The organism is Georgenia muralis (assembly GCF_003814705.1).
Lineage (GTDB): Bacteria > Actinomycetota > Actinomycetes > Actinomycetales > Actinomycetaceae > Georgenia > Georgenia muralis.
Genome location: NZ_RKRA01000001.1, coordinates 3,481,959 through 3,508,307, shown reverse-complemented (window position 1 = coordinate 3,508,307; position 26,349 = coordinate 3,481,959). Strand labels below are relative to the sequence as shown.

20 protein-coding genes are annotated in these 26,349 nt (G+C 74.6%); 14 read left to right on the top strand and 6 right to left on the bottom strand.

Annotated features, from left to right (window positions below):
• Nucleotides 1–36: 36 nt before the first annotated feature.
• The 4 genes from EDD32_RS15850 to EDD32_RS15835 are packed head-to-tail and all read left to right on the top strand — an operon-like array spanning nt 37 to nt 5,244.
• Entirely contained in the window at nt 37–2,832 is a 2,796-nt protein-coding gene (locus EDD32_RS15850; protein ID WP_123919020.1) for a GNAT family N-acetyltransferase, read from the top strand.
• A 10-nt stretch (nt 2,833–2,842) separates the two neighbouring features.
• Nucleotides 2,843–3,409 carry a DUF5998 family protein gene (locus tag EDD32_RS15845; protein WP_425459503.1) on the top strand — a complete coding sequence of 189 codons (567 nt, stop codon included), beginning with the start codon at nt 2,843–2,845 and terminating at the stop codon, nt 3,407–3,409.
• An 8-nt stretch (nt 3,410–3,417) separates the two neighbouring features.
• Nucleotides 3,418–4,557, top strand: a complete 1,140-nt coding sequence (locus tag EDD32_RS15840; protein WP_246006174.1) for an alkaline phosphatase family protein — start codon at nt 3,418–3,420, stop codon at nt 4,555–4,557.
• Entirely contained in the window at nt 4,558–5,244 is a 687-nt protein-coding gene (locus tag EDD32_RS15835; RefSeq protein ID WP_123919016.1) for a thymidine kinase, read from the top strand.
• A 53-nt stretch (nt 5,245–5,297) separates the two neighbouring features.
• Here EDD32_RS15835 and sepH read toward each other — a convergent pair whose 3' ends face one another.
• The gene (sepH, locus tag EDD32_RS15830; RefSeq protein WP_123919014.1) at nt 5,298–6,449 is read right to left on the bottom strand and encodes a septation protein SepH; all 1,152 of its coding nucleotides are present in this window, start codon (nt 6,447–6,449) and stop codon (nt 5,298–5,300) included.
• A gap of 389 nt (nt 6,450–6,838) precedes the next feature.
• On the opposite strand from sepH, the gene EDD32_RS15825 reads away from it, so the two are divergent.
• Complete coding sequence (locus EDD32_RS15825; RefSeq protein WP_123919012.1) at nt 6,839–7,138, top strand: DUF4193 domain-containing protein; 300 nt, start codon at nt 6,839–6,841, stop codon at nt 7,136–7,138.
• A gap of 5 nt (nt 7,139–7,143) precedes the next feature.
• Here the strand turns inward: EDD32_RS15825 and EDD32_RS15820 are convergent, their stop codons facing one another.
• Nucleotides 7,144–7,635 (bottom strand): DUF3093 domain-containing protein, encoded by a 492-nt coding sequence (locus EDD32_RS15820; protein WP_246006173.1) that lies wholly within the window; start codon nt 7,633–7,635, stop codon nt 7,144–7,146.
• 137 nt (nt 7,636–7,772) lie between these two features.
• On the opposite strand from EDD32_RS15820, the gene EDD32_RS15815 reads away from it, so the two are divergent.
• The 3 genes from EDD32_RS15815 to EDD32_RS15805 are packed head-to-tail and all read left to right on the top strand — an operon-like array spanning nt 7,773 to nt 9,588.
• Nucleotides 7,773–8,528, top strand: coding sequence for a DUF3710 domain-containing protein (locus EDD32_RS15815; RefSeq protein WP_123919010.1), 756 nt, complete (start codon nt 7,773–7,775; stop codon nt 8,526–8,528).
• The gene (locus EDD32_RS15810; protein ID WP_123919008.1) at nt 8,528–8,896 is read left to right on the top strand and encodes an OB-fold nucleic acid binding domain-containing protein; all 369 of its coding nucleotides are present in this window, start codon (nt 8,528–8,530) and stop codon (nt 8,894–8,896) included. Before EDD32_RS15815 ends, EDD32_RS15810 begins: the two co-directional genes overlap by 1 nt.
• A complete protein-coding gene (locus EDD32_RS15805; protein WP_123919006.1) occupies nt 8,896–9,588 on the top strand; it encodes a DUF3159 domain-containing protein in 693 nt (230 codons plus the stop codon). Before EDD32_RS15810 ends, EDD32_RS15805 begins: the two co-directional genes overlap by 1 nt.
• On the opposite strand, the gene EDD32_RS15800 is transcribed toward EDD32_RS15805, so the two are convergent.
• Together EDD32_RS15800 and EDD32_RS15795 are read right to left on the bottom strand one after the other, a co-directional pair.
• On the bottom strand, nt 9,542–10,225 hold the full coding sequence (locus EDD32_RS15800; RefSeq protein WP_123919004.1) for a potassium channel family protein: 684 nt from the start codon (nt 10,223–10,225) through the stop codon (nt 9,542–9,544). The two genes, EDD32_RS15805 and EDD32_RS15800, sit on opposite strands and share 47 nt — an antisense overlap.
• Nucleotides 10,225–10,875: a potassium channel family protein gene (locus tag EDD32_RS15795; protein WP_123920607.1), complete on the bottom strand. Its 651-nt coding sequence runs from the start codon at nt 10,873–10,875 to the stop codon at nt 10,225–10,227. Before EDD32_RS15795 ends, EDD32_RS15800 begins: the two co-directional genes overlap by 1 nt.
• A gap of 53 nt (nt 10,876–10,928) precedes the next feature.
• Here EDD32_RS15795 and EDD32_RS15790 point away from each other — a divergent pair, with 53 nt between their 5' ends.
• The 6 genes from EDD32_RS15790 (at nt 10,929) to pflA (ending at nt 22,568) form a co-directional block, all read left to right on the top strand.
• Nucleotides 10,929–12,896 carry an APC family permease gene (locus tag EDD32_RS15790; protein WP_123919002.1) on the top strand — a complete coding sequence of 656 codons (1,968 nt, stop codon included), beginning with the start codon at nt 10,929–10,931 and terminating at the stop codon, nt 12,894–12,896.
• Nucleotides 12,893–14,140, top strand: a complete 1,248-nt coding sequence (locus EDD32_RS15785; RefSeq protein ID WP_123919000.1) for a class I SAM-dependent RNA methyltransferase — start codon at nt 12,893–12,895, stop codon at nt 14,138–14,140. The genes EDD32_RS15790 and EDD32_RS15785 overlap by 4 nt, the downstream gene beginning before the upstream one ends.
• Before the next feature lie 80 nt (nt 14,141–14,220).
• Nucleotides 14,221–17,082 (top strand): aconitate hydratase, encoded by a 2,862-nt coding sequence (locus tag EDD32_RS15780; protein WP_123918998.1) that lies wholly within the window; start codon nt 14,221–14,223, stop codon nt 17,080–17,082.
• Between the two features lie 284 nt (nt 17,083–17,366).
• Nucleotides 17,367–19,274 (top strand): 1-deoxy-D-xylulose-5-phosphate synthase, encoded by a 1,908-nt coding sequence (gene dxs, locus EDD32_RS15775; RefSeq protein ID WP_123918996.1) that lies wholly within the window; start codon nt 17,367–17,369, stop codon nt 19,272–19,274.
• 137 nt (nt 19,275–19,411) lie between these two features.
• Nucleotides 19,412–21,679: a formate C-acetyltransferase gene (gene pflB, locus EDD32_RS15770; protein ID WP_123918994.1), complete on the top strand. Its 2,268-nt coding sequence runs from the start codon at nt 19,412–19,414 to the stop codon at nt 21,677–21,679.
• A gap of 124 nt (nt 21,680–21,803) precedes the next feature.
• Nucleotides 21,804–22,568 carry a pyruvate formate-lyase-activating protein gene (pflA, locus tag EDD32_RS15765; protein ID WP_123920606.1) on the top strand — a complete coding sequence of 255 codons (765 nt, stop codon included), beginning with the start codon at nt 21,804–21,806 and terminating at the stop codon, nt 22,566–22,568.
• A gap of 52 nt (nt 22,569–22,620) precedes the next feature.
• Here pflA and EDD32_RS15760 read toward each other — a convergent pair whose 3' ends face one another.
• Nucleotides 22,621–24,774, bottom strand: coding sequence for a 3-hydroxyacyl-CoA dehydrogenase NAD-binding domain-containing protein (locus EDD32_RS15760; protein WP_123918992.1), 2,154 nt, complete (start codon nt 24,772–24,774; stop codon nt 22,621–22,623).
• Between the two features lie 145 nt (nt 24,775–24,919).
• Entirely contained in the window at nt 24,920–26,191 is a 1,272-nt protein-coding gene (locus EDD32_RS15755) for an HRDC domain-containing protein (protein WP_123918990.1), read from the bottom strand.
• Nucleotides 26,192–26,349: the final 158 nt, after the last annotated feature.

The following is a 26,349-nucleotide window of genomic DNA, read 5'->3' as shown; positions in this document are numbered from 1 at the left end:
CCGCGCGGGCGGGGCGCACCGTTACGCTCGGGAGGCATGGACGCCGACGCCGCCGCGTACCCGTCGCGCTGGATGGCGGACGTGGTCCTGCGCGACGGCGCGACGATGCAGATCCGCCCCATCCGCCCCGAGGACGCCGACGCCCTCCAGCGCATGCACCTGGGCCAGTCCGCCCAGTCGGTCTACTACCGGTTCTTCGCACCCATGGAGCGGCTGGGGGAGCGGGACCTGCACCGCTTCACCCACGTCGACCACCACGACCGGGTCGCCCTCGTCCTCGTCCACGGCGACGACCTGCGCGCGGTGGGCCGCTTCGACGTCGTCGAGCCCGGGACGGCCGAGGTCGCGTTCTACGTCGCCGACACCGAGCACGGGCGGGGCCTGGGCTCGGTGCTGCTCGAGCACCTCGCCGCCGCGGCGCGTGAGGTGGGGGTCGACCGCTTCGTCGCCGACGTGCTGCCGGGCAACGCCAAGATGATCCGGGTCTTCTCCGACGCCGGCTACGAGGTCGCCCAGCACTACGAGGACGGGGTCATCTCGGTCGAGTTCTCCATCGAGGAGACCGAGCGGTCGTGGCGGGTCATGGCCGAGCGGGAGCGGCACGCCGAGGCGCTGAGCATGCGCGGGCTCTTCCAGGCCGGGTCCGTCCTCGTCCTCGCCGCCGGCCCCCCGGGCGGCGAGGGCCAGGTCCTCGCCGGCGCGGTCGCCCGTGAGCTGGCCGGCGCGCGGACCTCCGGCGCGTTCACCGGGGGCCTGGACCTCGTCGGCCTGGCCGCCCCGCCGCCGGCGGACGCCGACGTCGCGGTCCACGGCAGCCTCGGGTCGGTGACCGGCCCGGTCGACCTCGCCGTCGCCGCCGGCCCGCCCGCGGAGGTCGTCGCGGCCGTCCCGGCGCTCGAGGCCCTGGGCGTGCGGGCCCTCGTCGTGCTGTCCCACGGCTTCGGGGAGCAGAGACCTGCCGGCATGGCCCGCCAGCGCGAGCTGCTGCGCAGCACGCGCGAGGCCGGCATCCGGGTGGTCGGCCCCGCCTCGTACGGCGTCGTGGGGCAGGGACCGGCCGGGCGGTACAACGCCTCGCTCTGGGCCGAGCAGGGCGTCGTCGCCGACGGGCCGGGGGTCGGGATCTTCGGTCAGTCCGCCTCGGCCGGGCTCGCCCTGCGCTCGACCGCCGCCAGGCGCGGGCTGCCGGTGAGCACCTTCCTCTCGGCCGGGCACCGGGTGGACGTCTCGGGCAACGACACGATGCAGTTCTGGTCGGCCCACGAGCCCACCGCGGTGGGCGCCGTGTACCTCGAGTCGATCGGCAACCCCCGCAAGTTCTCGCGCGTCGCGCGCGCCCTGAGTTCGACCAAGCCCCTCGTGGCGGTCGTGTCGGGGCAGACCGGTCAGTCCACCCCGCCCGGCCACGCCGTGCGCACCTCGCGCCAGCCCCGGCGGGTGCTCACCGAGATGCTGCGCCAGGCCGGGGTCGTCCACGCGTCCTCGGTCCGGGAGATGCTCGACGTCGCCGCCCTCCTCCTCGCCCAGCCGCTGCCCGCCGGGCCGCGGACCGCGGTCGTCTCGTCCTCCGCGGCTCTGGCCGGGCTCGTCGGGGAGGTGCTGCGAGCCGGGGGGCTCGGCGTCGCCGGCGAGGCGGTGGTCCTGCCGCCGCTGGCCGGCCCGGACCGCTACGAGGAGGCGCTGGCCGCACTCGCCGCACGGTCGGACTGGGACGCCGTGGTGGTCGCACACTCCCCGCCGCTGGGACGCACCGACCCCGAGGTCGCCCAGGCCGTGGCGCGGGCCGCCGCCGCGGACGGACGCACCTGGGTCGCGGCGGTGCACGGCCTCCACGGCCTGACTCCCGAGCTCACCGCCGAGGGGCGGACCGTCCCGTCCACGACGACCGTCGAGGACGCCGTCGCCGCCCTGGTCGGTGCCGTGGAGCACGCAGCGTGGCGGCGGCGGGCCGGCGAGGAGCTCGTGGCACCGACCGGGATCGACCCCGCGGCGGCGCGCCGGGTCATCGGCCGCGCCCTGGAGGGCGTGGTGCCCGGGGAGCGGCGCCGGGTCGAGACCGCGACGGCGGCCGCACTGCTCGGCTGCTACGGCATCACCCTGCTGCCCGCGACCGCGGTGACGGACGCCGACGGCGCGGTCGAGGCGGCCGCGGCGATCGGTCACCCGGTGGCGCTCAAGGTCGCCGACGACGTCCTGCGCCACCGCACCGACCTCGGCGGCGTGCGCCTGGACCTGGCGGACGCCGACGACGTGCGCGAGGCGTTCGTCCACATGTCGGCCCGGGCCGCGCACGTCCTGGGCCGGCCGAGCACCTTCGAGGTCCAGGCGATGGCACCGCCCGGCGTGGCCTGCGTCGTCCGGGGGACGGAGGACGACCTCTACGGCCCCGTCGTGGCCTTCGGCGTCGCGGGGGACGCGGTCGAGCTGCTCGGCGACGTCTCCTACCGCATCCCGCCGCTGACCCCGACCGACGTCGCGGAGATGGTGCGGTCGGTGCGCGCCGCGCCGAGGCTCCTCGGACACCGGGGGCTGCCCGCCGCGGACGTGGCGGCCCTGGAGGACCTCCTCGCCCGGGTCTCGATGCTCGTCGACGACCTGCCCGAGGTGGCCGAGGTGGCGCTCAACCCCGTCATCGTGGGCGAGGACGGCCTGTGCGTGGCCTCCGCCGTCCTCGAGGTCGGCCACCCGGTGCGGCAGGACGCCGGGCGGCGTAGCCTGCCCACCCCCGCCGAGCCGGCGCCGGTCGGCGTCGTGGCGGACGGCCCCGGCACCCGGACGGCGGGGGGCCGGGGGTCGGAGGAGGACGACGGCGGTGCGAGGGTGGAACAATGACGGGGTGCCCGTGACCAACCTCGCCAAGCAGCTGCGCTCGGACCTCGACCACGCCGGGTACTACCCGGAGCTGGTTGCCGGCGTCATCGACGTCGCACTGGCCGACGAGCCGGTCGTCTCCTTCCTCGTCCACCCGGAGACCACGTTCGACAGCACCGAGGTCCGGCGCCACCTCACCGCCCTCGTGCTGACGCCCACGCGCCTGGTCGTCGCGCACGTGGACGACATGCCCGGCGCCGACGGCCGGCCCTCGGCCGCCGCGACCACCGAGTCGGTGCCGCTGCACCAGGTGCGCACCGTCTCGCTCACCCACGGTGTCAGCGAGCCCGCCCACGCCCGCGGCATGAGCACCCAGGAGCTGACCGTCGCGGTGAGCTGGGGGGCGGTCCTCAGCGTCGACCTCCAGCCGGCGACCTGCGGCGACCCCGACTGCGAGGCCGACCACGGCTACACCGGGATGCTCTCGCCGGACGACGTCGCGGTCCGGGTGAGCGTCGAGGCCGAGGGGAAGGGCGCCGTCGAGGGCGCCCTGTCCTTCGCCCGGACGCTGTCGGCGGCCACCGCGGCCCGGGCGTGAGTGCGGCGGTGCCGGTCGAGCACCCGCACCTGCGCTCGGTGATGCCCGCGGCGCTGGACGCCGTCGGGCTGGCCACGACCTCGGCCGGTCGCACCTCCGCGGAGGACCGGTCCCTCCTCGGCCTGCCCGCGGCCCCGAGGGTCTGCGTCGTCCTCGTCGACGGTCTGGGGGTGCGGATGCTCGCCGAGCGCGGCGGGCACGCACCCTTCCTGCGCTCGGCCGGCGCCCGGACCCTCACGACGACGTTCCCCTCGACCACGGCCGCGGCCATCACCACCCTCGGCACCGGCGAGCTGCCCGGCCGCACGGGCATGCTGGGCTACTCCGTGCGGGACCCCGGGCACGGCGGGGTCCTCAACCTCATCCAGTGGGACGGCGCGAGCGTCACCCCGCGGGAGTGGCAGCGCACCGACACCCTCTTCGAGCAGCTGGCGGGCCGGCGTGCCGCGGGCGAGGAGCTGCCCGAGGTCGTCAGCGTGGGCCCGGCCCGGTTCGTCGGCTCGGGGCTCACCGAGGCGGCGCTGCGAGGTGTGCGCAACGTCTCGGCGGAGCTCCTCCCCGAGCGGGTGGACGCCGCGGTCGCCCAGCTCCGCCGCGGCGCCGCCGCCGTGTACCTCTACTGGGGCGACGTCGACCACACCGGGCACGTGCACGGCTGGGGGTCGTGGCAGTGGGGGGAGGAGATGGAGTCCACCGACCGCGAGCTGCGCCGTCTCGAGCGGTCGCTCCCGCCGGGCACGCTCCTCGTCATCACCGCCGACCACGGCATGGTCGACGTCACCGACCGGGTCGACGTCGCCACCACCCCCGCCCTGGCGGCCGGGGTGGAGCTGGTCGCGGGGGAGCCGCGTGCCTGTCACGTCTACACCCGCCCCGGGGCCGCCCCCGACGTCGCCCGCCGGTGGCGCGAGGTGCTCGGCGAGCGGGCGTGGGTCGTGGATCGGGAGGAGCTCGTCGCCACGGGCCTGCTCGGCCCCGTGGCACCCGAGCGCGCCGCGGCCATCGGCGACGTCGTCGCGGTCATGACCGGGCGGCACGCGGTCGTGGACTCACGCACCCAGCCGGCCCGGTCGCTCGCCCTGGTCGGCATGCACGGGGCGCTGACGCCCGACGAGCTCGAGGTGCCCCTCGTCCAGGCGGTGGTCTAGGTGGCCCAGCTCGTCTTCTTCTCCGGGACCATGGACTCGGGCAAGTCCACCCTGGCCCTCCAGATGGACCACAACCACGCTGCCCGTGGCCGCGACGGCGTCCGCTTCTCCCGCAACGACCGCGCCGGCCAGGCGATGCTGTCCTCGCGCCTGGGCCTGGCGGTCCCCGCCGTGGAGGTCACCGACGACACCGACTTCTGGACCGAGGTGGTACGCCGGCGCACCCACGGTGCGCGGGTGGACTACCTCATCTGCGACGAGGTGCAGTTCTACACCCCCGGCCAGGTCGAGCAGCTCGCCCGTCTCGTCGACGAGATGGGGGTCGACGTCTTCGGCTTCGGGATCACCACCGACTTCCGCACGCGCCTCTTCCCGGGCTCGGCGCGCATGCTCGAGCTCGCCGACCGGGTGGAGGTCCTCCAGGTGGAGGCGCTGTGCTGGTGCGGCTCGCGCGCGACCCACAACGCCCGCACGGTCCGCGGGGTCATGGTCACCGAGGGCGAGCAGGTGGTGGTCGGCGACACCGCCGAGGCGCCCCGCCCCGACGGTGCCGACACCGCCGTGCCCGAGCGGGAGGACGAGGTGGGCTACGAGGTGCTGTGCCGCCGTCACCACATGCGCCACGTCACCTCCGCGGTCGCCCGGGCGGCGAGCCCGAGCCCGCAGACGCTGCCGCTGGGGTACTGAGCGCCCGGACCCGCGGACGCTGGGGGACCGAGCGCCCGGGCGCCGAGCGCGGCCTACTCCGGCCGCGCGCCGAAGACGATCTCGTCCCAGCTCGGGACGCTGCGGCGGGCGGAGCGACGCTGCCGCCGGGGCTGCCGGCCGGCGTGACCGCCGTCGGGCGCGGGTCCGGGCCCTCCCGAGGGCGGGCCGTCGACCTCGCGGTCGTCCGACGCGCCGGGCACGTCCTCACTGCCGGGCCGGTCGGTGGCCGGCAGGGCGGGCGTGGTCCCCGGGCCGGTCTCCACCTGCGTCACGGCACGGCGCGGCAGCGCCAGGACGTGGGCGTCGGTGGCCTCCTCGGGCCGGGAGGCCGGCGGGTGCGCCCCGGGGGCGTCCCACAGGGCGCCCCCCTCCTCGTCGTCCGCCTCGAGCTCGGGCTGCAGCTCCAGGCGCGTGCCGCGGTGGGCGGCGAGCTGGGCCAGGAGCGAGTCGGTCTCGGACCGCTCGGGGAGGGTCTCCTCGGCCGGCTCGACCGGCTTGACCGGCTCGACCGGCTCGACCGGCTCGTCGCGGCGCGGGCGCCGCTCAGGAGCGAGGTCCTGGACCCCGGCCCGGCCTGCGCCGACAGGGCTCAGGTGCCGGCGCGGGTGAGCCCCGGGACCGACCTCGGTCTCCGAGAGCCACCGTGCCTCGTCGTCGAGGGCGTGGACGCTCCGGGCCGGGAGGTCCACCTGCCAGCGGGCCTCACGTTCGCGACCGCCGGCGACGAACGTCACGACGACCTCCCACGCCTGTCCCTGGCGGCGGACCGCGTCCCAGGCGAGCGCGCCGGTGACGACGCCCCGGGCGGCGAGACGGTCGAGGACGAGGTCGCCCAGGCGCGGGGCGTCGCTCTCCCGGCCGACGCGGTGGCCCTGCGCCTGCTGGACCACCCACTCCCGCTCGGCCAGGACGGGGCCCTCGTACCGTCGGACGTGCTCGGGCGAGAGGCCTGAGACCTCGGCCACCTCCTCCGCGCTGGCACCGGCGCGCACGAGCGCCTGGATGTCCCTGGGGCGCAGGGGCGACTCCCCGGCGGCGCGCAGCGCCTCCAGGTGGGGTCGGTCGCGGCGGACGGCGGCGCGCAGCGTGTCGTCGATGGACAGGCGGTAGCGACGTCCGTCGTCGTCGGTCAGCGTCAGGTGCTCACCGTCGCCGTGCAGACCGAGGAGCTCGAGCTCAACCATGGGTCCTCCTTCGAGGTTCTCCACCCGAGGGTGCCATCCGCCCGCGCCCGGGCCGCGCATTGCCCCCGGTGTGTTCACCACGTGTCCCGGCCCGGGCCGCGGTGCGCCAACCGGGGGCCACCGTGGACGCGCGCCCCCGTCGCCCGCGAGACGGGCCGAGGGCCGTCGCGTGCCGGCGTCGAGCGGCACCGGGCCCGACGGCAGGCGCCTGTGAGTTCGGCCACGAACGGCACCGATGTGGCCCGCAAAGGGCTGCGCTCCCGGCCATGGTGGTTCATACTCCGGTGACCGCGGGAACAAAACGGCGACAACGGCGTTTTCCCGGGGTGTCCGGCCGATCGGCCGACCCGACCCACACCACCACGAGGAAACCGGAGCGTGACGCCGAGATGGCGACCGACTACGACGCACCGCGCAAGAACGAAGAGGACCTCTCCGAGGACTCCATCGAGGAGCTGAAGGCCCGCCGCGCCGAGAAGAACTCCGGAGCGGTGGACGAGGACGAGGCCGAGGCGGCGGAGGGCTTCGAGCTCCCCGGCGCGGATCTGTCCGGCGAGGAGCTCTCCGTGCGGGTGCTGCCGCGCCAGGCGGACGAGTTCACCTGCTCCAAGTGCTTCCTGGTCCACCACCGCAGCCAGCTCGCGTACGAGGAGAACGGACAGCTCGTCTGCTCCGAGTGCGCCGCCTGACCCGCTCAGCCCCCGCGCCGGCCCAGCGCAGCGATGAGCTGCGTGGGCCGGCGCGTGCACACCACCCACGACGGCGTCGGGTCCCGCGGGTCCACCACGGCCACCCGCACGCCGCCGCGCACCCACGAGCGGTGGCAGACGTGGTCGCGCACGTCGGCACCGGGCCCGATCGCCTCTCGCAGCCCGTCGGCGTCGAGCACCTGCACCTCGCCGAGGGCGTCGACCGGGATGACCGCACCGCCGGCGTGGAGCCGACGCGCGTCGGGGGCACCACCGTCGGCCGGGTCGCCCCCCTCGGTGACCCGGACCACCGGTGCCGTGGCGACGAGCAGCGCGGAGATCCCGACCGTCACGGCCACGCCCGCCACGACCGCGGCCGCCGTCCCGAAGAGGGAGACGGCCAGGGCCGTCCCCAGCCCGGCGAGCACCGACACCAGGTGCGTGCGGACCGAGGGGCTCAGCCGTTCGGAGTAGACCAGCGGTGCACGAGAGCTCACGGATCCCACTCTGCCACCTCGGCACGGACACCTCGCACCGGGCCCGCGCCCACGGGCCGTCAGCACGGGCACCGCGGGCGCGGGTACAGTCGAGGGCGCCCACCACACGGGCGACCACGGACCGAGGAGACGATCTGATGGGCCTGTTCTCGCGCCGCAGCCGGGACGAGGCGCCTGCCGACGGCGCTGACGCGCCGGAGACCGACGAGCGTGCCGACACGCCGGCGACCGCCACCGGTGCGCCGGCGACCGACCCGGTCCGCCGGGAGGACCCCACCGGCGCCTCCCGCGGTCCGTACGACGTCGCCGATCAGCCCGAGCTCGGTGCCCGGCTCGATCTCGGCGCGCTGCGCGTGCCGGCCCGCAGCGGTCTCCAGGTGCGCCTGGAGATGGAGAAGAAGTCGCGCAACGTCGTCGCGGTGACCCTGGGCCTCGAGGGCTCGGCCATGCAGCTGCAGGTCTTCGCCGCGCCCCGCACCGCCGGGATCTGGGACGAGCTCCGCGAGGAGATCTCCGCGTCCGTGGCCAAGCAGGGCGGGACGAGCGAGGAGGCCACCGGCCCGTTCGGCACCGAGCTCGTCACCCGGCTGCCCGTCAAGACCCCCGAGGGCGGCGTCGGGCACCGCCCGGCGCGGTTCCTCGGCGTCGACGGCCCCCGCTGGTTCCTCCGGGCCGTGCTCACCGGCCGGGCCGCCGTCGAGCCCGACGAGGCGGCGACGTTCGAGGCGCTGCTCGCCGACGTCGTCGTCGTCCGTGGGGGTGAGGCGCGGGCCCCGCGCGACGTGCTCCTCCTCCACGCCCCCGGCCGGGGGGCCGCCCCGCCGGCACCCGTGCCCGCGGACGCCCCGCTCGACCCGCTGCGGCGCGGCCCGGAGATCACGGAGGTGCGGTGATGGGCCGGCTCCTGGAGTCCGTGCACCGGCTCACCGCCTCACGCGAGGAGATCGACGCCGCAGAGCAGCTGCGAACCGCCCGGACCTCGGGCGCCACGCCCGTCGCCGAGTGCGTCGCGCGCCGGCCCGCCCGCGTGGCCGGGGTCATCTCCTCCCTCACCTACCGCCCGCGGGGCGAGACGCCCGCCCTCGTGGCCCGGCTGTACGACGGCTCGGGCTCGGTGGAGCTGATCTTCCTCGGGCGCCGGGACGTCCCGGGCATCGAGCCCGGGCGCCGTCTCGTCGCCGAGGGCGTGGTCTACGACGACCACGGCCGGCCGGCCATCTTCAACCCGGCCTACGAGCTCGGCGCCCGCGGGGACGACTGATGACCGAGCCCCAGGACGCCGAGGCGACGGAGCCGGGCCCGCTGCCCGAGGCCGCCGCACGCTCGAGCCTGCGTCAGCTCGTCGGCGAGGACTTCTCCGTGGCCGACTCCATCGGCGGGTGGCGCGGCGTGGCCGAGTCGATGGCCCCCGGCGCCGTGTTCCTGGCCGTGTTCGTCCCCACCCGCGACCTCGTCCCGGCCCTCGTGGCCTCCCTCGCCGTGGCGCTGACCGCCACGGTCCTGCGGCTCGTCCAGCGCACCCCGGTCACCCAGGCGGTCGGCGGCCTCCTCGGGGTCCTCGTCGGCGTCGTGTGGGCCTGGCAGTCCGGCCGCGCCGAGGACTACTTCGCGATGGGCCTGTGGACGAACGCGGCATACCTCGTCGCCCTCCTCGTGGCGCTCGCGCTGCGGTGGCCGGTCGTCGGGGTGGTGGTCGCGCTCCTGCGCGGTCACGACATGTCGTGGCGGACCGACCCGGGCCAGCGCGCCCGACGCTCCCGCTACACCGTCGCCACCTGGCTGTGGGTGGGGATGTTCGCGCTGCGCCTGCTCGTCCAGGTCCCGCTCTACCTCGACGCGGAGGTCGCCTGGCTCGGCACCGCCCGGATCGCCATGGGCCTGCCCCTGTGGGGGCTCACCCTGTGGCTCACGTGGCTCCTCGTGCGGGAGCCAGCATCTGCTGAAGCTCGCTGAGGTCGGACTCCAGCGCCGCCGCGGCGACGACGAAGAGCAGCTCGTCGCCGGCCTCGAGGGTGTCGTCCGGCGTCGGCGTGAAGGGCCGGTCCTCGCGGATGACCGCGGCGAGCACGGTGTCCGTGGGCCAGCGCAGGGACCCGACCAGCGCCCCGACCACCGGAGAGTCCGCCGGCAGGGTGAGCTCGTGCATGCTCGCCCCGGACTGGTGGAACCGGAAGATGCGCACGAGGTCGCCCACCGTGACCGCCTCCTCCACCAGGGAGGTCATGATCCGGGGGGTGGAGACCTGGACGTCGACGCCCCACGCCTCGTCGAACATCCACTCGTTCTTCGGGTTGTTCACCCGCGCCACGACCCGCGGGACCCCGAACTCGGTCTTGGCGAGCAGGGACACCACGAGGTTGACCTTGTCGTCGCCGGTGGCCGCCACCACGACGTCGGCGTCCTCGACCTGCGCCTCGGCCAGGGCGGACGGCTCGCACGCGTCGGCGAGGAGCCAGTCCGCCTCGGCGACGCTGGCGATGCGCATGGCCGCGGGGTTGCGGTCGATGAGGGCCACCTCGTGGCCGTGCCCGAGGAGCTCCCGGGCGATCGAGCGCCCGACCGAGCCCGCTCCCGCGATGAGGACGCGCATCACTCCTCCTCCGCCGGCGCGACGGCGAGGAGCCGCTGCACCGGTCCGATCCGGTCGGTCGCCACGACGAGGTGGACGACGTCGTGCTCCTGGAGCACCGTGCCCTCCTCGGGGATGATCCCGAGCCCGAGCCGGGTGAGGTAGGCCACCCGGGCCCCGGCCACCCGCTCCAGGCGCCGCATGTCCTCGCCGACCCACCGCCGGTGCAGGTCGAAGCTGGCCAGGGAGACCTGGGACGAGGCGTCCTGGAACTCCGCCACCGCACCCATCGGCACGAGCCGGCGGAGCACCTGGTCCGCGGTCCACCGCACGGTCGCCACCGTCGGGATGCCCAGCCGCTGGTAGACCTCGGCCCGCCGCGGGTCGTAGATGCGGGCGACGACGTTGGCGACGCCGAACGTCTCGCGCACGACGCGCGCGGCGATGATGTTGGAGTTGTCGCCGTTGGAGACCGCCGCGAAGGCGTAGGCCTCCTCGATGCCCGCCTGGGCGAGGGCGTCGCGGTCGAACCCCAGGCCGGTCACCCGCCGGCCCTGGAAGTCCTCGGGCAGACGCCGGAACGCGTCGGGGTTCTGGTCGACGACGGCGACGGAGTGCCCGCCCTCCTCCAGCTGCTCCGCCAACGTGGCGCCGACACGGCCGCAGCCCATGATCACGAAGTGCACGGGGCGACGCTACCGCGCGGGGCCTAGCATGGGCTCCCGTGCCGGACATCCCAGGGGCGTTCAAGCGCATGCTCGTCGGACGCCCGATGCGCAGCGACCGCCTGAGCCAGACCCTTCTGCCCAAACGGATCGCCCTGCCGGTCTTTGCCTCGGACGCGCTGTCGTCCGTGGCCTACGCCCCGGACGAGATCATCCTCACCCTCGCCCTCGCCGGGTTCGCGGCCACCGCGATCTCGCCGTGGGTCGGCCTGGCGGTGGTCGTCGTCATGCTCACGGTCGTCGCCTCCTACCGCCAGACCGTCCACGCCTACCCCTCCGGCGGCGGGGACTACGAGGTCGCCACGGAGAACCTGGGCCCGCGGGCGGGCCTGGGGGTGGCGAGCGCGCTGCTCGTCGACTACGTGCTGACGGTGGCGGTCTCGATCTCCTCCGGCGCCCAGTACCTCGCCGCCGCCCTCCCGGCCGCGATCGGGCTCGAGGTGCCGGTCGCCGTCGGCGTCATCGCGCTGCTGGCGCTGCTGAACCTGCGGGGCGTCCGCGAGTCCGGTACGGGCTTCGCCATCCCCACCTACCTGTACATGGGCTCGATCGGGCTCATGGCGGTCGTCGGGATGGTCCAGTCCGCCACCGGCACCCTGGCCCGTGCCGAGTCGGCCGGGCTGGAGGTCCTGCCGGAGGCGGCGCTGGACCAGGGCCTGGTCGGGCTGGCCGGGGCGTTCCTCGTGCTACGGGCCTTCTCCTCGGGCTCCGCCGCCCTCACCGGCGTCGAGGCGATCAGCAACGGCGTCCCGGCGTTCCGTCGACCCCGCTCCCGCAACGCCGCCACCACCCTGCTCCTCCTGGGGCTGATCTCCGCCACCATGCTCATGTCGGTGCTCCTGCTCGCCGGGGCCACCGGGGTGCGCTACGTCGAGGACCCCGGCACCCAGCTCCTGCGCGACGGGGTGCCGGTCGGGGACGACTACGAGCAGCACCCGGTCATCGGTCAGATCGCCGCAGCCGTCTTCACCGACGTGCCCGTCATGTACCTCGTCGTCACCGTGGTCACCGGCCTCATCCTCGTCCTGGCCGCCAACACCGCCTTCAACGGCTTCCCGGGTCTGGGCTCCATCCTCGCCCGGGACGGCTTCCTGCCGCGTCAGCTGCACACCCGCGGCGACCGCCTGGCGTACTCCAACGGCATCCTGCTCCTCGCGGCGGCGGCGGTCGTCCTCGTCGTCGCCTTCGACGCCCAGGTCACCCGCCTCATCCAGCTCTACATCGTCGGGGTGTTCATCTCCTTCACCGTCAGCCAGCTCGGCATGGTGCGGCACTGGACCAGCCGGCTGCGGGTGGAGACCTCGGGCCCGGTCCGCGCCCGCATGCGGCGCTCGCGGATGGTGAACACCTTCGGCCTGGCCATGACTGGCACGGTCCTGCTCATCGTCCTCGTCACGAAGTTCACCCACGGGGCGTGGATCACCCTGGTCCTCATGGCGGTGCTCTACGGGGCGATGAACGGCATCCGGCGCCACTACGACACGGTCGCGCGTGACCTCACCGTGCCCGACCTCGCCGCCGCCCGCGCGCTGCCCTCGCGCGTGCACGGCGTCGTCCTGGTCTCCAAGCTCCACCAGCCCGCCATGCGGGCGCTGGCCTACGCCCGGGCCACGCGGCCGTCGACCCTCGAGGCCGTGACGGTCAACGTCGACCCGGCCGACACGGCCGAGCTGCGCCGGGCGTGGGAGGAGGCCGAGATCCCCGTCCCGCTCACCGTGCTGGACTCCCCGTTCCGGGAGATCACCCGTCCGGTGGTCGAGCACGTCCGGGCGGTGCGGCGCGCCTCGCCGCGCGACCTCGTCGTCGTCTTCGTGCCCGAGTACGTCGTGAGCCACTGGTGGGAGCAGGTGCTGCACAACCAGAGCGCCCTGCGGCTCAAGGGCCGGCTGCTCTACACCCCGGGAGTCGTCATGGCGTCGGTGCCCTTCCAGCTGCACGAGGTCGACCACCTGGAGGAGAAGAAGTGAGCGAGGAACGCCCGGTCGTCACCGTCGGCCCGCCGGCGCACGGCGGCCACTGCGTGGCCCGGCTGGACGGCCGCGTGGTCTTCGTCCGCCACGCCATCGAGGGCGAGGAGGTCGTCCTGGACGTCACCGACCGCCGCTCGCGCTTCTGGCGGGCCGACGCCGTCGAGATCCTCACCCCGGCCGCCGAGCGCGTCCCCTCCGTGTGGCCCGAGGCCGGTCCCGGCGGCGTCGGCGGCGGCGAGCTGGCCCACGTGGCGCTGCCGGCCCAGCGGTCCTGGAAGGCCCGCGTCCTGGCCGACACGCTGCGCCGGATCGGCGGGGAGGAGGTCGCCGCCGACGTCGCCGCGGTGCGCCCGGAGGGGGTGGACGTCGAGGCCCTGCCCGGCGACGACGACGGTCTGGCCACCCGCACCCGCATCGAGCTGACCGTCGACCGGTCCGGCCAGGCCGGGATGCACCGCTCCCGCAGCCACGACGTGCTGGCCCTGGCGGCGATGCCCCTGGCGGCGGAGGGGATCACCGGGCTCGGGCTGCTCGGCCCGGGCTCGCCGTGGCGTTCGACGTGGGCGCCGGGTGCCCGCGTGCAGGCGGTCGCCCCGAGCGCCGGGGACCCGCTCGTCCTCGTCGACGGCGAGCCCGCCGCCCGGCGCCGCACCGGGCCGCCGCGGCGCAGCGTGCGTGAGCGGGTCGGCACGTCCCTCGGCGAGCTCACCTACCGGGTGGGCGGCGCCGGCTTCTGGCAGGTCCACCGAGCCGCCCCCGCCACCCTCGTCGACGCCGTCCTCGCCGCCGCCGCGCCCCGGGCGGGGGAGCGGGTGCTCGAGCTCTACGCCGGAGCCGGTCTGCTGACCCTGCCGCTGGCCCTCGCCGTGGGCCCGGCCGGCGGGGTCCTCACGGTCGAGGGGGCCGCCGACGCCGTCCGGGACGCCCGGCGCAACCTCCACGACCAGCGGTGGGCCACGCTCCACCACGGGCCCGTCGACCCGGCGGCCGTCGCGGCCGGGGCGGGGGCCGACGTCGTGGTCCTGGACCCGCCGCGCACCGGCGCCGGCCCCGGCGTCATGGCGGCGGTGGCCGCGCTGGGCGCCGACCGGGTCGTCCACGTCGCGTGCGACCCCGCCGCCCTGGCCCGCGACCTGCGGGCGGCGCGGGACCACGGCTACGTCCCCACCGCGGTCCGGGCGTTCGACCTCTTCCCGCACACGCACCACTTCGAGGTCGTCGTCACGCTGCGCCGCCCGTGAGGCGTGTCGGTGGACACACCTCGGGCGAGGAACTATCTTGACATCGAGATATAAGAGGGTGTGGTGACGGTCGTGGAACGATGGCCGCAGGCGCACAGACGCGCACCGCACGCGCCAGCACGAGCCGAGGAGCACATGTGAGCACTGACAGCTTCAAGTCCAGGGGAACCCTCGAGGTGGGCGAGAAGAGCTACGAGATCTACCGGCTCGCCGCCGTCGAGGGTCTCGACCGCCTCCCGTACAGCCTCAAGGTCCTCGCGGAGAACCTCCTGCGCACCGAGGACGGCAAGAACGTCACCGCCGACCACGTCCGTGCCCTCGCCACGTGGGACCCCGCGGCGCAGCCCAGCACCGAGATCCAGTTCACCCCGGCCCGCGTGGTCATGCAGGACTTCACCGGCGTGCCCTGCGTCGTCGACCTCGCGACCATGCGTGAGGCCGTCGCCGAGCTCGGCGGCGACCCGGCGCGCATCAACCCGCTCGCCCCGGCCGAGCTCGTCATCGACCACTCCGTCGTCATCGACGTCTTCGGCCGCGAGGACGCCTTCGAGCGCAACGTCGAGCTCGAGTACGGTCGCAACAAGGAGCGCTACCAGTTCCTGCGCTGGGGCCAGACGGCGTTCGACGACTTCAAGGTCGTCCCGCCCGGCACCGGCATCGTCCACCAGGTCAACATCGAGTACCTCGCCCGGGTCACGATGACCCGAGGGGTCGACGGCGTCGTCCAGGCCTACCCCGACACCTGCGTCGGGACGGACTCGCACACCACGATGGTCAACGGGCTCGGGGTGCTCGGGTGGGGCGTCGGGGGCATCGAGGCGGAGGCCGCGATGCTCGGCCAGCCGGTGTCGATGCTCATCCCGCGCGTGGTCGGCTTCAAGCTCTCCGGTTCCATCCCGCCCGGCGCCACCGCCACCGACGTCGTGCTGACGATCACCGAGATGCTCCGCGAGCACGGGGTCGTCGGGAAGTTCGTCGAGTTCTACGGCGAGGGCGTCGCCGCCGTTCCGCTGGCCAACCGCGCCACCATCGGCAACATGAGCCCGGAGTTCGGCTCGACCGCCGCGATCTTCCCGATCGACCAGGTCACCGTGGACTACCTGCGCCTGACCGGGCGCGAGGAGGAGCAGGTCGCCCTCGTCGAGGCGTACGCCAAGGAGCAGGGCCTCTGGCACGACGCGAGCCGCGAGCCCGCGTTCTCGGAGTACCTCGAGCTCGACCTGTCCACGGTGGTGCCCTCGATCGCCGGGCCCAAGCGCCCGCAGGACCGCATCGCCCTCACCGACGCGAAGTCGGCCTTCGCCGAGGCGCTCCCGCACTACGTGGGCGCCGAGGAGCCGTTCGCGGAGAACGAGCTGGACGAGGCGGTCGAGGACACCTTCCCCGCCTCGGACCCCATCGCGGTCGGCACCGACGGCGTCGAGCGCGCCGAGCCCCACCACCACACGCACCTGGGCATCGGCCGGGTGTCGAAGAAGGTGCCGGTGACGATGGCCGACGGCCGCGAGACCGAGCTGGACCACGGCGCCGTCGTCATCTCCTCGATCACGTCGTGCACGAACACCTCCAACCCCTCCGTCATGCTCGCCGCCGGCCTGCTGGCCAAGAACGCGGTCGAGCGGGGCCTGCAGGTCAAGCCCTGGGTCAAGACGTCCATGGCGCCGGGGTCGAAGGTGGTCTCCGACTACTACGACAAGGCGGGCCTGTGGCCCTACCTGGAGAACCTCGGCTACCACCTCGTCGGGTACGGCTGCACCACGTGCATCGGCAACTCCGGTCCGCTGCCCGAGGAGATCTCCGCCGCCGTGAACGCGAACGACCTCTCGGTCGCGTCGGTCCTCTCCGGCAACCGCAACTTCGAGGGCCGCATCAACCCCGACGTGAAGATGAACTACCTCGCCTCCCCGCCGCTGGTCATCGCCTACGGCCTCGCCGGGACCATGGACTTCGACTTCGCCGGTGAGCCGCTGGGGCAGGACAAGGACGGCCAGGACGTCTTCCTCGCCGACATCTGGCCCACCGCCGCCGACGTCGACGCCACGATCGCGTCCTCGATCGACCGCGAGATGTTCACCAAGGACTACGCCGACGTCTTCGCCGGGGACGAGCGCTGGCGCGCGCTGGAGACGCCCGAGGGCGACACCTTCGACTGGCAGCCGGACTCGACCTACGTGCGCAAGCCCCCGTACTTCGAGGGCATGAGCGTCGACCCCGAGCCCGTCCAGGACATCACCGGCGCGCGGGTGCTGGCCAAGCTGGGCGACTCGGTGACGACCGACCACATCTCGCCGGCCGGGTCGATCAAGCCCGACAGCCCCGCGGGGACGTACCTCGCCGAGCACGGGGTGGCCCGCCGCGACTTCAACTCCTACGGCTCGCGCCGCGGCAACCACGAGGTGATGATCCGCGGCACCTTCGCCAACATCCGGCTGCGCAACCAGCTCCTCGACGGCGTCGAGGGCGGTTTCACGAAGAACTTCCTCACCGGGGAGCAGGCCGCGATCTTCGACGCCGCGCAGGACTACGCCGAGGCCGGGGTGCCGCTGGTGATCCTGGGCGGCAAGGAGTACGGCTCCGGCTCGTCGCGCGACTGGGCGGCCAAGGGCACCGCGCTCCTGGGCGTCCGCGCCGTCATCACCGAGAGCTTCGAGCGGATCCACCGCTCGAACCTCATCGGCATGGGTGTGCTGCCGCTGCAGTTCCCCGCCGGGCAGAACGCCGACTCGCTCGGCCTGGACGGCACGGAGACGTTCGACGTCGCCGGGGTGACCGGGCTCAACGAGGGGACCACGCCCAGCACGGTCGAGGTCACCGCCACGAAGGAGGACGGCTCGGTCGTCGAGTTCGACGCGGTGGTGCGCATCGACACCCCCGGTGAGGCCGACTACTTCCGCAACGGCGGCATCCTCCAGTACGTCCTGCGGCAGCTCGTCAAGGCCTGACCGGGCCGTCGACGCCCCGGCCCGGGTCGTCGACGCCCCGGCACGGGTCGTCACTGCCCAGCCGGGCTCGTCACTGCCCGTCGGGCTCGTCATGCCCCAGCCCCGACAGCGGGCCCTGTCCGGATCCTCCGGGCGGGGCCCGCCGTCGCCGTGCGGGCGCGGCCCGAAACCGTCGCGCGGCACGACGGTGACCACCCGCACGCCCTCAGACCTCGCCCGCGGCCGCCGCGCGTCCTACAGTGTTGCACCGGTGCGTCTCCTCGCGCTCCGGGGAAGGACCGACCATGAGCCAGCTGGAGCGCATCCGCCGCCCCGCCGACCTGCGACGGCTGACGTCCCCCGAGCTGGAGGTCCTGGCCAAGGAGATCCGGGAGTTCCTCGTCAGCTCGGTCTCGGCCACCGGCGGCCACATGGGGCCCAACCTCGGCGTCGTCGAGCTGACCATCGCGCTGCACCGCGTCTTCGACTCACCGGTGGACCGGATCGTCTTCGACACCGGGCACCAGGCCTACGTCCACAAGCTCCTCACCGGCCGGCAGGACTTCTCGGGCCTGCGCCGCCGTGGCGGGATGTCCGGGTACCCGTCCCGGGCCGAGTCCGACCACGACATCGTGGAGAACTCCCACGCCTCCACCGCGCTGAGCTGGGCCGACGGCATCGCCAAGGCCAACGAGCTGCGCGGTCTCGACGACCGCTGCGTCGTCGCGGTCATCGGCGACGGCGCGCTGACCGGTGGCATGGCCTGGGAGGCGCTCAACAACATCGCCGACGGCCAGGACCGGTCCCTCATCATCGTCGTCAACGACAACGGCCGCTCCTACGCCCCGACGATCGGCGGGCTGGCGCACCACCTCGACGCGCTGCGCACCACCCCGAGCTACGAGAAGGTCCTCGGCTGGGGCAAGCGGACGCTCCAGCGTTCGGGGACACCCGGGCGCGTCGCGTTCGACGCCCTGCACGGGATGAAGAAGGGCCTCAAGGACGTCATCGCCCCGCAGGGGCTCTTCGAGGGCCTCGGCATCAAGTACGTCGGGCCCGTCGACGGGCACGACATCAGCGCGATGGAGTTCGCCCTCACCCGTGCACGCGCCTACGGCGGCCCCGTCATCGTCCACGCCATCACCGAGAAGGGCCGTGGGTACACGCCCGCCGAGGAGGACGTGCGCGACCGGTTCCACGCCGTGGGGGTCATCCACCCCGAGACCGGCCTTCCGGTGGCGCCGTCACGGTTCGGGTGGACGAGCGTGTTCGCCGAGGAGATCGTCGAGATCGCCCGGCGCCGGTCCGACGTCGTCGCGCTCACCGCCGCGATGCTCGCCCCGGTGGGCCTGGCCCCCTTCGCCGAGGAGTTCCCCGACCGGGTCTTCGACGTGGGCATCGCCGAGCAGCACGCGGTGACCTCCGCCGCCGGCATGGCCTTCGCCGGGCTCCACCCCGTCGTCGCCCTGTACGCGACGTTCCTCAACCGCGGCTACGACCAGGTCCTCATGGACGTCGCCCTGCACCGGGCCGGCGTGACGTTCGTGCTCGACCGGGCCGGGCTCACCGGGGACGACGGCGCCTCCCACAACGGCATGTGGGACATGGCGCTGCTGCGCACCGTGCCCGGCCTGCGGCTGGCCGCCCCCCGGGACGCGGAGACCCTGCGGGCCGAGCTGCGCGAGGCGGTCGCGGTCGAGGACGGCCCGACGGTGGTGCGCTACCCCAAGGGTGCCGTCCCGGAGGAGATGCCGGCCCTCGCGCGTCAGGGCAGCGTGGACGTCCTCGCCCGGCACGCCGGCACGCCCCGGGTGCTCGTCGTCGGTGTCGGGGCGATGACCCGCACCGCGGTCGAGGTCGGTGCCGCGCTCGACGCCCAGGGCATCGGCTCGACCGTGGTCGACCCTCGCTGGGTGCTGCCCGTGGCCGCCGACCTCGTCGACCTGGCGGCCCGGCACGACCTCGTCGTGACGGTCGAGGACGGCCTCGTCACCGCCGGTGTCGGCTCCGCCCTGCGCGACGCCGTGGCCGAGGCCGGCTCGGACGTCCCCGTGCGCTCGCACGGCATCCCCCTGCGCTTCCTCGAGCACGCCTCCCGGGGCGAGCTCGTCGAGGACTTCCACCTGCGCGGGCAGGACATCGCCCGCGAGGCCGCGGCATCGGTCGCGTCCCTGCCCACCCTGCCGAGCCGGGTCGACGCCACCGAGGTCTGATCCTGTGACTGCGGGCACGTCGCTGTGAGGGAGCGCACGGCCACCTCCAGCCCTAGGTCCCACGCGCGAGTGGGTGTCCGATTCGTACTGTTGTGACAGGCGGCAAGATCTGCCGCAGGCACACGTAGGAGGCAGGAATGGCCACGACCATCCAGGAGCCCGTCGACGAGGCCCGCGCGGCCGACCCGTGGGCGACGTTCGTCGCCGGCCCGTGGCAGGACGGCGTGGACGTGCGCGACTTCATCCAGCGCAACTACACCCCCTACGAGGGTGATGCGTCCTTCCTCACCGGTCCCACCGCGCGCACCACCCACATCTGGGAGGTTCTGTCGGGGATGTTCCCGGCCGAGCGGGAGAAGGGTGTCTACGACATCGATCCCGTCACCCCCGCCGGGATCACCGCGCACGCGCCGGGGTACATCGACAAGGACGCCGAGATCGTCGTCGGCCTGCAGACCGACGCCCCCCTCAAGCGGGCGATCATGCCCTACGGCGGCTGGCGGATGGTCGAGACCTCCCTGAGGACCTACGGGTACGAGGTCGACCCGGTCGTGCGGGACATCTTCACCAAGTACCGCAAGACCCACAACGCCGGCGTCTTCGACGTCTACCCGCCCGACGTGCGCCGCGCCCGCAGCTCCCACCTCGTCACCGGCCTGCCCGACGCCTACGGCCGCGGCCGCATCATCGGCGACTACCGCCGCGTCGCCCTGTACGGCGTCGACCGGCTCATCGCCCAGAAGAAGCTCGACCGGGCCGAGATGGACGCGGTGCGCAGCACCGAGGACGTCATCCGCGACCGCGAGGAGAACAGCGAGCAGATCCGCGCGCTGGTCGAGCTCAAGGAGATGGCGGCCTCCTACGGCTTCGACATCTCCCGGCCCGCCGCGAACGGCCGCGAGGCCGTGCAGTGGCTGTACTTCGCCTACCTCGGCGCGGTCAAGGAGCAGAACGGCGCCGCGATGTCGCTGGGCCGCACCTCGACCTTCCTCGACGTCTACCTCCAGCGTGACCTCGCCGCCGGCCGCCTCACCGAGAGCCAGGCGCAGGAGATCATCGACGACTTCGTCATCAAGCTGCGCATCGTGCGGTTCCTGCGGACCCCCGAGTACGACGAGCTGTTCTCCGGCGACCCGACCTGGGTGACGGAGTCCATCGGCGGCATGGGCGACGACGGCCGGACCCTGGTGTCGAAGAACTCCTTCCGGATGCTCCAGACCCTGTACAACCTCGGTCCCGCGCCGGAGCCGAACCTCACCGTGCTCTGGAGCGAGCACCTGCCCGAGGGCTTCAAGAAGTTCTGCGCGCAGGTCTCCATCGACACCTCCGCCATCCAGTACGAGTCCGACGCCCAGATCTGCGGCGCGTGGGGCGACGACTCGGCGATCGCGTGCTGCGTCTCGCCCATGGCCGTGGGCAAGCAGATGCAGTTCTTCGGCGCCCGCGTCAACCTCGCCAAGGCCCTGCTCTACGCCGTCAACGGCGGCCGCGACGAGAACACCGGCCAGCAGGTCGCCCCCGCGACCGAGCCCATCACCGGTGACGTCCTCGACTACGACGACGTCCTGGGCAGGTACGACACCCTGCTCGACTGGCTCGCCGCGACCTACGTCGACGCGCTGAACTGCATCCACTACATGCACGACAAGTACGCCTACGAGCGCCTGGAGATGGCGCTGCACGACAAGGACGTGCTGCGCACCATGGCGTGCGGCATCGCCGGTCTCTCGGTCGCCGCGGACTCCCTCTCCGCCATCCGCTACGCGACCGTGCGGCCCGTGCGCAACGAGGCCGGCCTCGTCGTCGACTACGTCACCGAGGGCGACTTCCCGATGTTCGGCAACGACGACGACCGTGTGGACTCCATCGCCGTCACGCTCGTCGAGCGGTTCATGACGAAGCTCCGGGCCCTGCCCACCTACCGCGACGCCGTGCACACCCAGTCGGTGCTGACGATCACCTCCAACGTCGTCTACGGCAAGCACACGGGCAACACCCCGGACGGGCGCCGCTCGGGCGAGCCGTTCGCGCCGGGCGCCAACCCCATGAACGGGCGCGACACGCACGGCATGCTGGCCTCGGCGCTGTCGGTCGCGAAGCTGCCCTACAACGAGGCGCAGGACGGGATCTCCCTGACCAACACGGTCGTCCCGTCGGGCCTGGGCCGGACCCCCGACGAGCAGGCCACCAACCTCGTGGGCCTCCTCGACGCCTACATGGGCTCGCAGGGGTACCACATGAACGTCAACGTGCTGAACCGGGACACCCTCTACGAGGCGATGGAGAACCCGGAGAAGTACCCGCAGCTGACGATCCGGGTGTCCGGTTACGCGGTGAACTTCGTCCGCCTCACCCGGGAGCAGCAGCTCGACGTCATCTCCCGCACCTTCCACGGCGGCCTGTGAGGTGAGGCCCCCGGCCGTCGTCGCGCCCGACGGGATCAACGGCGAGTACGTCGCCGTCCCCGAGGACGCCGTGCCGCGCCTGCGCCGTTCGGCGGGCACGGCGGGCATCGCGACGACGGCCGAGATGAGCCACGGCGAGCACGTCGCGGCGGTCCGGGCCGGCGAGATCGGCTCCATGCACTCCTGGGAGCTCGTCACGGCCGTCGACGGGCCGGGCACCCGGATGACCGTCTTCCTGGCGGGCTGCCCCCTGCGGTGCCTGTACTGCCACAACCCCGACACGCTGCGGATGCGCGACGGCGAGCCTGTGGCCGTGGACGAGCTCCTGCGCCGGGTCCGGCGCTACCTGCCGGTCTTCCGGGCCACCGGTGGCGGGCTCACCGTCTCCGGCGGCGAGCCCCTCATGCAGCCGGCGTTCCTCGGCCGGCTCCTGCGCGGGGCCAAGGAGATGGGGGTCCACACGACCGTCGACACCTCGGGCTTCCTCGGCACCCACGCCTCGGACGCGCTGCTCGACGACGTCGACCTCGTCCTCCTCGACGTCAAGTCGGGCCTGCCGCAGACCTACCTGCGCACCACGGGCCGCGAGCTGGCCCCGACGCTGGACTTCTCGCGTCGCCTCGCCGCGCGGGGCACGCCGATGTGGATCCGGTTCGTCGCCGTGCCGGGCCTGACCGACGCGCCCGACAACGTCGCGGCCGTGGCCGACCACGTGGCGTCGCTGGCGACCGTCGAGCGCGTCGAGGTGCTGCCCTTCCACCAGATGGGCCGGGACAAGTGGGAGCGGCTGGACCTGCCCTACGAGCTCGGGGAGACCCCGGCGCCCGAGCCCGCCGACGTCGAGCGCATCCGTGCGCAGTTTCGCGACCGGGGGCTGACGGTCTTCTGACCGTCCGGCGTTCCGGCGGTGCACCCGCCGGAACACCGGGCAACCCGCCTGCTCACGGCAGGTCCGCGACCCCCCGGGGGTGAAAGCGCCCGCCGCGCTCCTCGGCGGCACCGGTGCGGTCCAGGTACGGCGTCAGCCCGCCGTTGTGCGCCGGCCACCCCGCCCCGAGGATCATCGCCAGGTCCACGTCCTCCGCGCCGCTGACGACGCCCTCGCGCAGCAGGAGGTGGGTCTCCTCGGCCAGCGCCAGCTGCACCCGGCGCAGCACCCCGGCGGCGTCCAGGGGCTCGGGTGACCTCCGGGAGCCGAACAGCTCCTCGACCGCCGGGTCGACCGGCGAGGCAGCAGTGGGCCGACCGCCCCCGGTGACGAACGCGCGGCCCGACGCCACCACCGCGCGCAGGCCCGGCGAGTCCGGGTACCGCTCGCCGAGCTGCTCACGCAGGGTGATCAGGACGTGCTCGGCGACGGCGGGCCCCACGAGCTGGAGGAGCTGGAAGGGCCCCATCGGCAGGCCCATCGGTACGAGCGCGGCGTCGGCCTCGGCCACGGTGGTGCCCTCCTCCAGGGAACCGAGGACCTCGCCGAGGAGGCGCACGAGCAACCGGTTGACGACGAAGCCCGGCGCGTCGGCCACGGCGACGGAGGTCTTGCGGCAGCGGTCGGCCACGGCGAACGCCGTCGCGTAGGTGGGGTCGTCCGTGCGCCGTGCCCGCACCACCTCGACCAGGGGCATCTGGGCGACGGGGTTGAAGAAGTGCAGGCCGACCACCCGCTCGGGGTGGCGCAGGTGCTCGGCCATCGCCGTGACGGACAGGGCCGAGGTGTTCGTCGCCAGCACCGCGGTGGGGGAGACGACGCCCTCGAGCTCGGAGAGGACGGCGCGCTTGACCTCCAGCTCCTCGAACACCGCCTCGACGACGAGGTCGGCGCCGGCGAGGTCGGTGAGGTCGGTCGTGACGGTGACGAGGCCGGTGAGCTCCTCGGCGGTGGCCTCGTCGAGGCGGCCGCGCTCGCGCATCCGGCCGATCTCCGCCCGCACCGCCGCCAGTCCGCGGGCGGCGCGCTCGTCGTCGAGGTCGCGCATGGTCACCGGCACGCGGAGGGAGCGGGCCAGGAGCAGGGCGAGCTGCCCGGCCATGAGCCCGGCCCCCGCGATGCCCACGGAGGTGACCGGACGGGGCTCGACGCCCTCGGGCCGGCCGGGACGGGCGGTGCGGTGGCCGAGGAGGTCCGCGGCGTAGAGGCTCGCGCGGCACTGGTCGGTCATGACCAGCTCGGTGAGTCCGTCGTCCTCGGCGGCGAAGGACTCGGCGCGGGTGCGGGTGCGGGAGGCCTCGACGATGCCGAGGGCGCGCGCGGCGGCGGGTGCCCCGCCCGCGGCGGCGGCCCGGGCGCGCTCACGCCGGGCCCCGACCGCTGCCGACCAGGCGGCCTCGTCTGCCGGCACCGGAACGGCGCCGCCGGCGGGGGCGATGCTCTCGGCTCCGGCCGGGCCGCCCGCCTGCTCTGCGGTGGCCGGGCCGCCCGCCCGCCCCGCGGTGACCGTGGCGCCGAGGTGCTCCAGGGCGGCCTCGAGGCTGCCGACGACGACGTCGACGACGCCGAGCCGCTGCGCGCCGGCGGCGTCGAGGAGGGTGTTGGCCCGGGCGGGGTTGTCGAGGATGACCGTCAGCGCGGCGTCCGGGCCGACCAGCCGGGGTAGCACCGTGCACCCGCCCCAGCCGGGAAGCAGTCCGAGGGTGACCTCGGGCAGGCCGATCGCGCGGACCCCGGGGGCGGCCGTGCGGTGGTCGCACGCGAGGGCGATCTCGAGCCCGCCGCCGAGCGCGGCACCGTTGAGGTGGGCGAGGGTGGGCACCGGCAGGTCGGCGATCGCCGCCACGAGGCGGTGGCCCGCCTCGGCCAGGGCACGCACCTCGTCGGCGGTCGTGGCGGCACGCATCATCGTCAGGTCCGCGCCAGCGAGGAAGGTCCGCCCGCCGCCGGTGAGGACGACGGCGCCCACCTCCCCACGCGCGGCCCGGGACCCGGCCTCGGCCACCGCGGCCTCGAGGTTGGCCAGACCGGTCGGGCCGAGCGAGCACGGCCGGTCCGAGCCGTCCTCCGCGACGAGGACGAGGAGCGCGGCGGTGCCGAGGCCGGGGACCTCGACGTCGGAGGGGCGGACCACGGTGACGCGCTCGGTGTAGGACGGTGCGGGCACGAGACCTCCTGGTAGACGGCACTGTCGGTATCAGGTACCCGCGGAGCCTACCGGGTCCCTCCGTCAGCTGCCGATCACCGTCGCGGTCGGCGCATCACCGTCGACCCCAACCGGGGAACGTCACCCCGACCGGGGACCGTCGGCCTCAGCCGCCGAGCGCGGCCGCGAGGACCCCCGAGACCTGCTCGGCCTGCCACCGGCGCGCGCCGAGGGCGAGGAGCCGGTCGCCGACCGCCGCGGCCGTGGTCTCCGTGCCGTCCCAGGCGAGGCGGCGCTGCAGGGCGGGGGCCAGGAGGTTCTCCTGGGGCAGCTCGAGCTCGGCCGCGCGGGTCCGCACCGCGGCCCGCACGACCTCCAGGCGTGCGGCGGCCTCCGGGTTGCGCTCCGGCCACGACCGGGGGGCCGGCAGGTGGTCGGGCTCGAGGGGTGCGCGCCGAGGTGGTAGCTCGCTCTCGGGGAGCTGCAGGCCGCGTGCCACGGCCGCGTGCCAGTAGGGGGCGTGCCGGCGTGTGCCCTTGCCGGCGAACTCGGGGAGCCGCAGGAGGTCCTCGACGGTCCTGGGCTGCGCCTGGGCGGCGGCGACCACCGCGGCCGCCGGCAGCACCCGGCCCGGCGAGCGGTCCCGGCGCCGGGCGAGCTCCTCCCGGGCCAGCCAGACCTCGCGCGCCACGGCCAGGCCGCGCGGGGACCGCACCGCCTGGAGCCCCGAGGTGCGTCGCCAGGCGTCCGGCCGCGGGGGAGGCGGCGGCGCGGTGCGGACGTGCTCGAACTCCTCCAGGGCCCAGGTGAGCTTGCCGGCGTCGTCGAGGTGGTCGGCGAGGACGGTGCGCAGCTCCACCAGCAGCTCGACGTCCAGAGCGGCGTAGCGCAACCACGCCGCCGGCAGGGGCCGGGTGGACCAGTCGGCGGCGGAGTGCTCCTTCGCGAGCGCGTAGCCGAGGTTCTCGGCGACGACGGCGGCCAGACCGACCCGCTGGCGGCCCAGCAGCCGCGACGCCAGCTCCGTGTCGAACAGGCTCGGCGGCTCGAGCCCGAGCTCGCGCAGGCACGGCAGGTCCTGGTCGGCCGCGTGGAGCACCCACTCCGCCTCACCCATGAGCCGGGCCAGGTCACCGAGGTCGTTGAGCGGGACGGGGTCGAGGAGCACCGTCCCGGCACCCGCGCGGCGCAGCTGGACCAGGTAGGCGCTCTGGCCGTACCGGTAGCCCGAGGCGCGCTCGGCGTCGACGGCGAGCGGGCCGGTGCCCCCGGCGAGCCATGCGACCGCGGTCTCGAGCGCGGACGGTGTGTCGGTCACGGGCGGCACCCCGCCGGTGGGCTCGGTCAGCGGCTCGGCGGCCGGCGGCTCCGGCTCGGCCACGGACGTCGCGGCTCCCTCGGGGCGGGCGGGTCCGGCGGCGTCGGGCGTCTGGGGCACGGCCCCACGTTACTTGCCCACCCGTGCGCGGCGTCGCGCCGTCCCGGTGCCGCGCCGTCCCGGTGCCGCGCCGGTGACGTCCGCCGCAACGACCGGTGACTCGGGCGTTCAGCCGCCTCGCCGGTCCGCGGCTACACCCAGCCGAGGGGTCGCACGCA